12 protein-coding genes are annotated in these 11325 nt (G+C 66.6%); 8 read left to right on the forward strand and 4 right to left on the reverse strand.

Translation table 11 applies throughout. From position 1 onward, the window contains the following. Window positions 1-8: 8 nt before the first annotated feature. The 6 genes from EYB42_RS03000 to EYB42_RS03025 all read left to right on the forward strand — a co-directional run bounded on the left by EYB42_RS03000 (window position 9) and on the right by EYB42_RS03025 (window position 7474). Window positions 9-923 (forward strand): 2-hydroxyacid dehydrogenase, encoded by a 915-nt coding sequence (locus EYB42_RS03000; RefSeq protein WP_135448072.1) that lies wholly within the window; start codon window positions 9-11, stop codon window positions 921-923. Between the two features lie 196 nt (window positions 924-1119). After that, complete coding sequence (locus EYB42_RS03005) at window positions 1120-2010, forward strand: DMT family transporter (RefSeq protein WP_135448074.1); 891 nt, start codon at window positions 1120-1122, stop codon at window positions 2008-2010. A 198-nt stretch (window positions 2011-2208) separates the two neighbouring features. After that, window positions 2209-3576, forward strand: a complete 1368-nt coding sequence (locus EYB42_RS03010) for a glutamine synthetase family protein (RefSeq protein WP_135448076.1) — start codon at window positions 2209-2211, stop codon at window positions 3574-3576. Window positions 3577-3645: 69 nt separating this feature from the next. Next, complete coding sequence (locus tag EYB42_RS03015; RefSeq protein ID WP_135448078.1) at window positions 3646-5022, forward strand: aldehyde dehydrogenase family protein; 1377 nt, start codon at window positions 3646-3648, stop codon at window positions 5020-5022. A 4-nt stretch (window positions 5023-5026) separates the two neighbouring features. Continuing rightward, a complete protein-coding gene (locus EYB42_RS03020) occupies window positions 5027-6187 on the forward strand; it encodes an iron-containing alcohol dehydrogenase (RefSeq protein WP_135448080.1) in 1161 nt (386 codons plus the stop codon). Between the two features lie 48 nt (window positions 6188-6235). Further along, window positions 6236-7474, forward strand: a complete 1239-nt coding sequence (locus EYB42_RS03025; protein WP_135448082.1) for an NAD(P)/FAD-dependent oxidoreductase — start codon at window positions 6236-6238, stop codon at window positions 7472-7474. A gap of 70 nt (window positions 7475-7544) precedes the next feature. Here the strand turns inward: EYB42_RS03025 and EYB42_RS03030 are convergent, their stop codons facing one another. From EYB42_RS03030 to EYB42_RS03045, 4 genes are all read right to left on the reverse strand, one after another. Further along, entirely contained in the window at window positions 7545-7778 is a 234-nt protein-coding gene (locus tag EYB42_RS03030; protein ID WP_135448084.1) for a hypothetical protein, read from the reverse strand. Window positions 7779-7841: 63 nt separating this feature from the next. Continuing rightward, window positions 7842-8057 carry a hypothetical protein gene (locus tag EYB42_RS03035; protein ID WP_135448086.1) on the reverse strand — a complete coding sequence of 72 codons (216 nt, stop codon included), beginning with the start codon at window positions 8055-8057 and terminating at the stop codon, window positions 7842-7844. A 308-nt stretch (window positions 8058-8365) separates the two neighbouring features. Then, window positions 8366-8569: a hypothetical protein gene (locus EYB42_RS03040; RefSeq protein ID WP_135448088.1), complete on the reverse strand. Its 204-nt coding sequence runs from the start codon at window positions 8567-8569 to the stop codon at window positions 8366-8368. Window positions 8570-8711: 142 nt separating this feature from the next. Then, the gene (locus EYB42_RS03045) at window positions 8712-9698 is read right to left on the reverse strand and encodes a 2-hydroxyacid dehydrogenase (RefSeq protein ID WP_135448090.1); all 987 of its coding nucleotides are present in this window, start codon (window positions 9696-9698) and stop codon (window positions 8712-8714) included. 139 nt (window positions 9699-9837) lie between these two features. On the opposite strand from EYB42_RS03045, the gene EYB42_RS03050 reads away from it, so the two are divergent. Continuing rightward, the gene (locus EYB42_RS03050; RefSeq protein WP_135448092.1) at window positions 9838-10410 is read left to right on the forward strand and encodes an SH3 domain-containing protein; all 573 of its coding nucleotides are present in this window, start codon (window positions 9838-9840) and stop codon (window positions 10408-10410) included. Beyond that, the gene (locus EYB42_RS03055; protein ID WP_135448094.1) at window positions 10394-11290 is read left to right on the forward strand and encodes a cation diffusion facilitator family transporter; all 897 of its coding nucleotides are present in this window, start codon (window positions 10394-10396) and stop codon (window positions 11288-11290) included. The genes EYB42_RS03050 and EYB42_RS03055 overlap by 17 nt, the downstream gene beginning before the upstream one ends. Window positions 11291-11325 lie beyond the last annotated feature (35 nt).

Raw genomic sequence — 11325 nt, forward strand, 5'->3', positions numbered from 1 at the left:
AGGCCCTGATGACCACCGTCCTTTTCGCCGCGCCCGCGCTTTGGGCCGAATACGAAACCGAACTGCCCAAGGCGCTGGCCGAGGCGGGCGTTGCCGCCCACGTCGTGACCATGGCCGATCCTGCCGAGGTCGATTACATCGTCTATGCCCCGTCCTCTCCGCTGCAGGACTTTGCGCCCTATGTGCGGACAAAGGCGGTCCTAAGCCTGTGGGCAGGGGTGGAGCGGATCGTGAACAACCCGACGCTGACGCAGCCCCTGTGCCGGATGGTCGATCCCGGCCTGACGGAAGGAATGGTGGAATGGGTCGTCGGCCATACGCTGCGCCACCATCTGGGGATGGACCGGCACATCGTGAACCCCGGCCATATCTGGGATCCGACCTGCCCGCCCCTGGCCCGCGAACGCCCGGTGACCGTGCTGGGCATGGGGGCACTGGGCTCGGCCTGTGCTGCGGCGCTGCGGGGGCTGAACTTTCCCGTGACGGGCTGGAGCCGCACGCCGAAGCCCGGCTGCCTGCACGGGGAAGCCGGGTTGCGTCAGGCCCTGGCGACAGCGCAGATTCTGGTGCTGCTGCTGCCGAAAACGCCCCAGACCGAAAACATCCTGAATGCCGAAACGCTTGCCCTTCTGCCCCATGGCGCGGTGGTCCTGAACCCCGGCCGCGGCGCGCTGATCGACGATGCGGCGCTGCTGGCCGCTCTCGAATCCGGTCATGTCGGCCATGCCACGCTGGACGTGTTCCGCGTGGAACCCCTGCCTTCGGATCATCCCTACTGGAGCCATCCGCGCGTCACCGTCACCCCGCATATCGCCGCCGACACCCGTGCCCACAGCGCCGCGCGGGTGATCGCCGAGAACATCCGCCGCGGTGAGGCGGGCGAGCCCTTCCTTCACCTCGTCGACCGCGTGCGCGGCTACTGACCCAGGGCTTGGCGGAGGCCGATCATCGCTTCCTGCGGTCGCTGTTCGCCGCGAGGCGTGCAAGCGAACCCTGGCCTGTCGCGAACAGGACAGAACCCTGCGTCGCTCCGTGTCAGCGATGCGACCGATGCGCAGAGAGCAGCCAGGGCAGGACCGCCTGCCAGGCGGATCAAGCGCAACCGGGCAGGAGACAGGCATGCGATACGGCCAAGGCGTGGCCCTGGTGCTGGCGGCAGGATCGCTGTGGTCGCTGATGGGCCTCGGGCTGCGGCAGATCGAGGCCGCAAACGTCTGGCAGATCCTTTTCTGGCGCTCGGTCGGGTCACTTCCGGTGCTTCTGGCCTTTGTCTGGTGGACTTCGGGCGGGCACCCGCTGCGACAGGTGCGCAAGGTCGGGCTTGCCGGGGTGGCAGGCGGCCTTGGTCTTGTGTTTGCCTTTGCCGGGGCGATCTACGCGATCCAGACCACCACCATCGCCAATGCGGTGTTCCTCTTCACCGCTTCGCCCTTCGTGGCCGCGATCCTGGGCTGGGTTCTGCTGGGCGAACGCGTCAGGGGCTGGACCTGGGCCGCCATCGCGCTTGCGGTCGTTGGCATGTATCTGATGGTGCGCGAGGGGCTGGCGATGGGCGCGCTTGCCGGCAACATCGCGGCGCTGCTGTCGGCGGCAGGCTTCGGCGCCTTTTCGGTCGCGCTGCGCTGGGGCAAGGTAAAGCAGATGCTGCCCGTGTCGATGCTGGGGGGCCTGTTCTCGGCCATGGTGGCAGCGGCGTTCCTGGCCTTTCAGGGCTCGTCCCTGGTCCCGTCCGGCTGGGACATCGGCATGTCCCTGGGGATCGGCGCGCTGATCCTGGCGCTCGGGATGGTCATGTACACGCTTGGCAGCCGTGTGATCCCCGCGGCGGAACTCACGCTTCTGTCGTTGATCGAGGTGCTGCTGGCACCCCTGTGGGTCTTCCTGTTTCTTGGCGAGACGGCAAGTCCCGCAACATTTTTCGGTGGCGGAGTTCTGCTGGCCGCGGTGGCGTTGAACGCCGTGATGGGCACGCGCGCACAACGGACAGGGGGGCTTGCGAAAGCGCCCTGACCTGTGAATGAATGATCAAATTCACGGGGCGCGCAGATCCCGTGACAGGGAGACCATCGGATGCGGTCGGAACCGCAGGATACGGAAAGCGGCCCCTGCTGGCCGCGCAAGCCCGAGTTCGGCGGCGGAGGCCCGGCCCGTCCCGCCACCGGGGTGCATCGCCCCTGACCCGACATCCGATCACAACAGAGAGGCACCATGCCCGGAAATCTGACGCTTGAGGAATTGAAGAAGGCCGTGAAGGCCGGCGAAATCGACACGGTGATTGCCGCCGGCATCGACATGCAGGGCCGGCTGATGGGCAAACGGTTCCATGCCGAGTTCTTCGTGAACGGCGGCTACGAGGAAACCCATTGCTGCAACTACCTGCTGACCGTGGACATGGAGATGAACACGGTGCAGGGCTACAAGTCCTCGTCCTGGGAAACCGGCTATGGCGACTATGTGCTGAAGCCCGACCTGCGCACCCTGCGCCGCATCCCCTGGCTGCCGGGCACCGCGCTGGTCCTGGGCGACACGCAGGACCATGCCACGCATGAGGATGTGCCGCATGCCCCGCGCTCGATCCTGAAGCGTCAGGTCGCCCGCGCCCGCGCCATGGGGTTTGAACCCATGATGGCGACGGAGCTGGAGTTTTACATCTTCGAGAATTCTTACGAGAACCTGCGCGACGGCGGCCTGCGCGATTTGCGCCCGATCAGCGGCTACAACGAGGATTACCACATCTTCCAGACCACCAAGGAAGAAGACGTGATGCGCGCTGTCCGCAACGGGCTTTATGGCGCGGGGATCCCCGTCGAGAACTCCAAGGGCGAAGCTGAGGCCGGGCAGGAGGAGATCAACTACAAATACTCCGACGCGCTGGATACGGCCGACAACCACGTGATCATCAAGAACGGCATCAAGGAGATCGCCTGGTCCAGGGGCAAGTCGGTGACCTTCATGGCGAAATACGACCACCGCCGCGCGGGGTCGTCGAGCCATATCCACCAGAGCCTGTGGACGAAGGACGGCAAGCCCGCCTTCGCCGACAAGGCCGACAGCCACGGCATGTCGGAGCTGATGAAGCACTACCTTGCGGGCCAGTTGCACCACGCCCGCGACATCACCGCCTTCCTTGCGCCTTACGTCAACAGCTACAAGCGCTTCTGCGTCGGCATGTTCGCCCCCACCAAGGCGGTCTGGAGCGCGGACAACCGCACCGCGGGCTTCCGCGTCTGCGGCGCTCACACCAAGGCCGTGCGGGTGGAATGCCGCATTCCGGGCAGCGACGTGAACCCCTATCTTGCCTGCGCCGCGCTTCTGGCTGCTGGTCTGGACGGGATCGAGAAGAAGATGGCGCTGGAGCCGGAACTCAAGGGCGACATGTATTCCGCAAAAGGCATCCGCGAGATCCCCAAGACCCTGCGCGAGGCGGCCGAGCTGATGCATGGCTCGACCATGCTGCGGCAGGCGTTCGGCGACGACGTGATCGACCACTACCACCACGCCGCCCAATGGGAGATTTCCGAGACCGACCGCGTCGTCACGGATTTCGAACGCGAGCGGCTCCTGGAACGCGCGTGATGCAGGGTGGGCAATCTGCCCACCTTCCCGAGCAATGGTCGGCAGATTGCCCACCCTACGAGGACGAAGATGAAACCGATCCAACTGATTTCCCCCGTTGACGGCCGGGTCTATGCCGAACGGATGCCGCTTTCGCCCGAGGCCGCCGATGCGGTCGTCGCCCGCGCCAGGGCCGCACAGAAAGCCTGGGCCGCCCGCCCGCTGGACGACCGCATCGCCCTGGTCAAGGCCGGGGTGGCGAAGCTGAACGCCATGTCCGATGTGGTGGTGGAAGAGCTGGCCTGGCAGATGGGCCGGCCCACCCGCTATGGCGGCGAGTTCGGCGGGGTAAACGCGCGCACCGACTACATGGCCTCGATCGCGGCCAAGACGCTTGCGCCCGAGATGGTGGAAGACAGCGACCAGTTCCGCCGCTATCTGGCCCGCGAACCCGTCGGCGTCGTCTTCATCATCGCGCCCTGGAACTACCCCTACCTGACCACGATCAATACCCTCGTCCCCGCGCTGATCGCCGGGAACACGGTGGTGCTGAAGCACGCCAGCCAGACCCTGCTGGTCGGCGAGCGTCTCGCCGAGGCCTTCCACGCGGCCGGCGTGCCCGAGGATGTGTTCCAGAACGTCGTGCTCGACCATCCCACCACCGAACGGCTGATCGCGAACCGCAGCTTCGGCTTCGTGAACTTCACCGGCTCGGTCGGCGGTGGCCAGGCGATCGAGCGCGCGGCGGCCGGCACCTTTACCCCCCTGGGGCTGGAGCTTGGCGGCAAGGATCCCGGCTATGTGCGCGAGGATGCGAACCTCGACGTGGCGGTGGACGTGCTGATGGACGCCGCGATGTACAATGCCGGCCAGTGCTGCTGCGGGATCGAGCGGATCTATGTGCACGAGAAACTGTTCGACAGCTTCGTGGAAAAGTCGGTCGCCTGGGTCGGCCAGCTGAAACTGGGCAATCCCTTCGACGCCTCGACCACCCTTGGCCCCATGGCGCACAAGCGGTTCGCGCAGGTCGTTCGCGACCAGACGGCCGAGGCCATCGCCAAGGGAGCGAAGCCTCTCCTCGACCCGAAGAAATTCGCCGATGACGGCGGCGCCTATCTGGCCCCGCAGATCCTGGTCAACGTCGATCATTCCATGCGGGTGATGAAGGAGGAATCCTTCGGCCCGGTGGTCGGCATCATGCCGGTGAAGAACGACGAGGAAGCCATCCGGCTGATGAACGACAGTCCGTATGGCCTGACCGCCAGTATCTGGACCGAGGACTACGACACCGCCGCCCGGATCGGGGCACAGATCGAAACCGGTACCGTGTTCATGAACCGGGCCGACTACCTCGACCCCGCGCTGACCTGGACCGGGGTCAAGGACACCGGGCGCGGCACCTCGCTGTCCTATCTGGGCTATCACTCTGTCACCCGGCCGAAATCCTATCATCTGAAGAAAGTCTGAAGCGATGTCCCACAGCGTTCCCAACCGGAACTGGTCCTATCCGACCGCAATCAAGTTCGGCGTCGGCCGCATCGCCGAACTGGCCGAGCATGCAAAAAGCATCGGGCTGAAGAAGCCCCTGTTCGTCACCGACAAGGCCCTGGCCAGCCTGCCGATCACGGCTCAGGCGCTGGAGGTGCTGGAAGCCGGCGGCCTTGGCCGCGCCATGTTTTCCGAGGTGGACCCGAACCCGACCGACAAGAACATGGAAGCCGGCATCGCAGCCTACAAGGCAGGCGGCCATGACGGGGTAATCTGCTTCGGGGGCGGCTCGGCGCTGGATCTGGGCAAGATGATTGCCCTGATGGCCGATCAGCCGAAGAAGCTGAAGGTCTGGGATCTGGAGGATATCGACGACTGGTGGACGCGCGCCGATGCCAGCAAGATCGCGCCGATCATCGCGGTGCCGACCACTGCGGGGACCGGCTCGGAAGTGGGCCGCGCGGGCGTTCTGACCAATTCCGAAACCCACAAGAAGAAGATCATCTTCCACCCCAAGCTGATGCCCGCGGTCACCATCTGCGACCCGGCGCTGACCGTCGGGATGCCAAAGTTCATCACCGCCGGCACCGGGATGGATGCACTGGCCCATTGCCTGGAGGCCTACTGCTCGCCCTTCTACCACCCGATGAGCCAGGGCATCGCGCTGGAAGGGATGCGTCTGGTGTTCGAAAACCTGCCCCGCGCCTACAAGCACCCCGACGACCTTGAGGCCCGCGCCCACATGATGAGCGCGGCCGCAATGGGTGCGGTCGCCTTCCAGAAGGGGCTTGGGGCGATCCATGCCCTCAGCCACCCGATCGGTGCGATCTACAACACCCACCACGGCACCACGAACGCCGTGGTCATGCCGATGGTGCTGGACTTCAACCGCAAGGCGGTGAAAGACAAGCTTGCCGCCGCCGCCGCCTATTGCGGGATCAAGGGCGGATTCAAGGGCTTCCGCCAGCGGATCATGGACCTGAGGGCCGAACTGCACATTCCCGAAAACCTGACCAGGCTTGAGGTGAAGAACCCCGATCTCGACATGCTGACCGCGATGGCGCTGGAAGATCCCTCCTGCGGTGGAAATCCGGTCAAGATGACCAGGAAGAATACCCGGGCGCTGTATGAGGCCTGCCTGTAAGCGCACCGCCCGCCGGGTTCTGCCCGGCGGGCCAACCGATGGTGCAGAGTGAACCGTGAACGGACCGACATTGCCGTGATCGGCGCGGGCGTGATCGGCCTGACCATCGCGCTTGAACTGGTGGACCGGGGCCGAGACGTGGTGCTGGTCGATCCGAACCCGCCCGGCACAGGCGCAAGCTACGGCAACGCCGGCACCATCGCCGGCTATGCGGTCAGCCCCGTCGGCACGCCGGATGTGCTGCGGTCGCTGCCCTCGCTTCTGTTCAGCCGCACCTCTCCGCTGGCCATCCGGCATCGCGCCTTGCCCAGCCTGTTGCCCTGGCTGCTGCGCTTCCTGCGCCAGTCCCTTCCCGGTGCGACGGCGCGCAACGCGCAGGCGCTGGCCGTCCTTCTAGCCGATGCGGGCGAACGTTGGGACGACCTTGCCTTGCGCGTCTCGGGCGCAGGCATCCTGCAACGGCGCGGCTGCCTTTACCTTTTAAAGACCCCCGAGGCCCTGCGCGCCGCCGAGGCAGAGATGACCCGCCGCCGTGCACTGGGCGTCGAGGTGGAGCTGATCGGCCCCGACCGGCTGGCCGAGCTGGAACCCGGCCTGCCGGGGCATCTGGCCGGGGCGGCCTTCTTCCCCGGGGCGACCTTCCTTGATGATCCGGGCCGGATGATGCGGCTGATCGCGGGTTCAGTGCTGGGACGGGCGCGCCTGCTGCCACGGCGTGCCGATCGTCTGACGCGGGGGCCGGACGGGGTGGTGGTCGAAGGGCCGGGCCTGCACCTGCACGCGAAACGCGTTGTCATCGCGGCCGGCGCCCATTCGCGCGCGCTGGCACGGCAGGCGGGCGACCGCATTCCGCTGGATACCGAACGCGGCTACCACGTCGAATGGGACATGGCCGAACCCCTGCTCAATCGCCCCTGCTGCCCCACCGCGCGCGGGTTCTATTTCTGTCCGATGGCCGGGCGTCTGCGGGTGGCAGGAACGGTCGAACTGGGCGGGCTGACACTGCCCCCGTCGCCACACCGGGTGCGCAATCTGGTCGAAGGCGCGCGCGCCTTCTTTCCCGACCTCGGCGAACCCGACCGCGAATGGATGGGCTTTCGCCCGTCGCTGCCCGACAGCCTGCCGGTCATCGGGCCGTCACGCGGCGGGGATGATGTGATTCTGGCCTTTGGTCACGGGCATCTGGGGGTAACGCTGGCGCCGGTCACGGCCAGCATCGTCTTGTCCATGATCCAGGGGAGCACGCCCCCGGCCGATACGCGGGCCATTCGGCCCGAAAGATATTGAAAGGGCCGGAAGCGTGGCTGCACGCTTCCGGCCCGGTAACTGGTCCTCTATCCAGAGGCCGATTCAGCCATCAACCTTCGTTACCAATGGGCTCTTCCGACTGATCTTCATCGTCGTCACCGCCGCACAGCGCGACGCAGAGGACGATGCCGACCAGCAGCAGCGGCAGGATGCCGGCCGAGGATGCGGGCTTTTCGGCCACGACTTCGGGTTCCTCAACAACGACGACCGGGCCGCCGGCATGGGCGGTCGCGGCCGACAGGCCGACGGTGGCGGCAAGTGCAGTAGCAAGAAACTTCTTCATGTTTGGTCCTTTCCGGTTCAGTCCAGATTCCCAGCGGCCCCGATCGACCGCCGAAACGGTGTGTTATTGAGGCCGCTGTTCTTCGTCGTCATCGCCGCCGCACAGCGCGACGCACAGAACGACGCCGACCAGCAGCAGCGGCAGGATGCCGGCCGAGGATGCGGGCTTTTCGGCCACGACTTCCGGCTCTTCCGCCACGACGACCGGACCGCCGGCATAGGCGGTCGAAGCCGAGATGGCGAGCGACGCGGCAGCGACAGAGGTGAGGAACTTCTTCATGTGTCACTCCAATAACCGGGGCCAGCACGCAAATGGCCCACCTGACGTCACGGACGCTAACGTCTTGGTGATCGCTTCTCAAACAGATTCGCGGGCATGCAGCGCCAAGGCCCCACGCCTGTTGCAAAATAGCACGACATGTCGGGATGCGCCCGCTGCCCTGTAACGCAGAATCGCGCGTCTGGAGGCACTGGCCGGATACCGGGCAGGACTGCCTCCGGAAAGGAAGGCGAAGGGGCGCCCGCAAAAGGTCTTGGGGCGCGCCCCGCTGCAACAGCCGCGCCGGCCGGCTGGCCGGCGGCAGATGATCAGCGCTGATCTTCGTCGTCGTCACCGCCGCACAGCGCGACGCACAGAACGACGCCGACCAGCAGCAGCGGCAGGATGCCGACCGAGGAGGCGGGCTTTTCGGCCACGACCTCGGGCTCTTCGGCAACGACGACCGGGCCGCCGGCAGTGGCAGCCGAGGCCGCAAGCGTCAGGGCCATGACCGATGCGATGATCTTCTTCATGATGTTCTCCGGGTTCCTGGATCTTCCTGCCGGAATGGCAGACGCGCGGCACCCTGGACCCGGCGCAGGGCGACTGCAACGGGGCAAGCCTTCGCCAAGATGGGGCGTTGCACGAATGCCACGCGTGCCGGGAGGGCAGGGCTCAGAACATGCCCGGAACCACCTGATCCGGGGGGCGATGCCCATCGGCGAAGGTCTTGATGTTGATGATCACCTTTTCGCCCATCTCGATCCGCCCCTCGATCGTGGCCGAACCCATGTGGGGCAGAAGAACCACGTTCGGCAGCTCGCGCAGGCGCGGGTTGATGTCGGTGCCGCGTTCATAGACGTCCAGGCCCGCCCCGGCCAGTTCGCCCGCGCGCAGCGCGCGCGTCAGGGCGTTTTCGTCCACCACCTCGCCGCGCGAGGTGTTCACGACCACGGCAGAGGGCTTCATCAGCTTCAACCGCCGCGCATTGAGCAGATGGAAGGTCGAAGGTGTGTGCGGACAGTTGATCGACAGGATGTCCATCCGCGCCAGCATCTGGTCGAAGCTTTCCCAATAGGTCGCCTCGTGCTCGGCCTCGATGTCGGGGTGCAACCGCTTGCGGTTGTGGTAGTGGACCTGAAGCCCGAAGGCCCGCGCCCGCCGCGCCACGGCCTGGCCGATCCGGCCCATGCCCAGAATGCCCAGCCGCCGCCCCCCCAGCCGGCCGCCCAGATTCCCCATCGGCGACCAGCCTTCCCACTTGCCCGACTGCATCAGCGCCAGGCCTTCGGGAATCCGGCGCGTCACGGCAAGGATCAGCGCCATGACCATGTCGGCGGTGTCCTCGGTCACCACACCCGGGGTGTTCGACACCAGGATCCCGCGCTGCCGGGCCGTCGCCACGTCGATATGGTCCACGCCCGAGCCGTAGTTGGCGATCAGCTTCAGCTTGTCGCCCGCCTGGGCCAGCAGGGCCGCGTCGATCGTATCGGTGATCGTCGGCACCAGAACATCGGCACGGCGCATCGCGGCGGCCAGTTCCTCGCGCGTCATGGCAACGTCGGGGTCGCGCAGTTCCACGTCGAAAAGTTCCTTCATCCGCGTTTCCACGGGCTCGGGCAACCGTCGCGTCACAACCACAGTCAGGCGGGCGGCAGGCATGGCATTCTCCCCGACACTTCCAAATCCGGCATCCTTCGGGCAAGGTTAAGCCAAGCGGGGCGATGCACAAGCCCCGGGTTGGGGCAATCGGCCGCTCTGCCTGTCGGGCTGGCGGGCCGGTCAGGCAGGACGGTCGCGGATGCAGCGGTTGATCGCGGGTATGGTGATTGGGGTGTTTCTGGCCCTGCCTCTGGCCGCACAGGACGCCGAAGGGCCGCCCCCATCGCCCGAAGCGTCGCAGGAAGGCGCCGCAGCGAAGCCTGCCGACAAGCAGTGCCAACCCGATGTCGGCTGCGTGACCAACCTGCCCCTGCCCCGCTTTGTCTCGCTCAAGGGCAGCGAAGGGAACGCCAGGCGCGGGCCGGGGCTGACGCACCGGATCGACTGGGTGTTCACCCGCGCGGGAATGCCCCTGCGCATCACCGCCGAATACGAAAACTGGCGCCGGGTCGAGGATTTCGAGGGCGCGGGCGGCTGGGTGCATTATTCGCTTCTGTCCGGTGTCAGGACAGTGCTGGTCACCCTCGACATGGCCGAATTCCGGGCACGGCCATCGGACGATGCGCCGGTGATCGCCCAGGCCGAAATGGGGGTGATCGGGCGGCTTCTGGCCTGCCAGCCAGATTGGTGCCGCGTAAGCCTGGAAGGTGAACGCGGCTGGGTGCGCAAGTCGGCCATCTGGGGCGTGAAGGCCGATGAAGTCTTCGAATAGAAAGCAGACCGGCCGCGAGGGGCTGGCCATCTCGGCCGGACTGGCATCGGTGCTGGTGGCATCGGTGCTGGTGGCGCTGAAGCTCTGGGCGCTGGCCGAGACGGGCGCGCTGTCGATCGCCGCCTCGCTGGCCGACTCGGCGCTTGACCTGATGATGTCGCTGGGGGCTGCGGCGGCCATCGTCTATGCGGCCCGCCCCGCCGACGAAGACCATGCCTTCGGCCATACCTCGGCCGAGGATCTGGCCGCACTGGCGCAGGCGACCTTCATCCTGGCTTCGGCCGGGGTGATCGGCTGGGCCTCGGCCTCGCGGCTTCTGGCGGCCGAGCCACCGGTTCTGGCGTCGGAAGGGCGCGGCATGGTGGTCATGGTGATCTCGATCGCCCTGACTCTGGGGCTTGTCTGGTGGCAGGGCCGCGTGGCCAGGATGACGGGCAGCAAGGTGGTTGCCGCAGACCGGCTGCACTATCTGGGCGATCTTCTGCCAAGCCTGGGCGCGCTGGTCGCCCTGTGGGCTTCCGGTCAGTTCGGCATCGGCTCGATTGATGCCGTGGTGGCGCTGGCGGCGGCCGGGGTGATGGTGTTGGGGGCACTGCGCATCGGCAAGGCCGCCTGGGACGCGCTGATGGACCGCGCCGCCGACCCCGCGATCCAGGCCGGAATCGCCGCCATCGCCCGCGACTGGCCGGGCGTCCGCGGGTTCCACGACCTGAAGACCCGAACCGCCGGCAGCCGGGTGTTCGTGCACCTGCATATCGAGCTTGACGGTGACCAGACCCTGCGCGAGGCGCACGAGATCGGGGCCGGCCTGCGCCGCGCGATCATCGAGGCCTATCCGCAGGCGGATGTCATCATCCACAAGGACGTACATGGCGACTGAGGGGGCGCAGTCGCGCATCCCTGGCGCATCCTTGC

The sequence above is a fragment of the Tabrizicola caldifontis genome (assembly GCF_004762095.1).
GTDB classification, from domain to species: Bacteria; Pseudomonadota; Alphaproteobacteria; order Rhodobacterales; family Rhodobacteraceae; genus Tabrizicola; species Tabrizicola caldifontis.

Bases quoted from the DNA above. Each gene is read 5' to 3' on its own strand.
- EYB42_RS03000 (WP_135448072.1), top strand. From the start codon at position 9: ATGACCACCGTCCTTTTCGCCGCGCCCGCGCTTTGGGCCGAATACGAA.
- EYB42_RS03005 (WP_135448074.1), top strand. From the start codon at position 1,120: ATGCGATACGGCCAAGGCGTGGCCCTGGTGCTGGCGGCAGGATCGCTG.
- EYB42_RS03010 (WP_135448076.1), top strand. From the start codon at position 2,209: ATGCCCGGAAATCTGACGCTTGAGGAATTGAAGAAGGCCGTGAAGGCC.
- EYB42_RS03015 (WP_135448078.1), top strand. From the start codon at position 3,646: ATGAAACCGATCCAACTGATTTCCCCCGTTGACGGCCGGGTCTATGCC.
- EYB42_RS03020 (WP_135448080.1), top strand. From the start codon at position 5,027: ATGTCCCACAGCGTTCCCAACCGGAACTGGTCCTATCCGACCGCAATC.
- EYB42_RS03030 (WP_135448084.1), bottom strand. From the start codon at position 7,778: ATGAAGAAGTTTCTTGCTACTGCACTTGCCGCCACCGTCGGCCTGTCG.
- EYB42_RS03035 (WP_135448086.1), bottom strand. From the start codon at position 8,057: ATGAAGAAGTTCCTCACCTCTGTCGCTGCCGCGTCGCTCGCCATCTCG.
- EYB42_RS03040 (WP_135448088.1), bottom strand. From the start codon at position 8,569: ATGAAGAAGATCATCGCATCGGTCATGGCCCTGACGCTTGCGGCCTCG.
- EYB42_RS03045 (WP_135448090.1), bottom strand. From the start codon at position 9,698: ATGCCTGCCGCCCGCCTGACTGTGGTTGTGACGCGACGGTTGCCCGAG.
- EYB42_RS03050 (WP_135448092.1), top strand. From the start codon at position 9,838: ATGCAGCGGTTGATCGCGGGTATGGTGATTGGGGTGTTTCTGGCCCTG.
- EYB42_RS03055 (WP_135448094.1), top strand. From the start codon at position 10,394: ATGAAGTCTTCGAATAGAAAGCAGACCGGCCGCGAGGGGCTGGCCATC.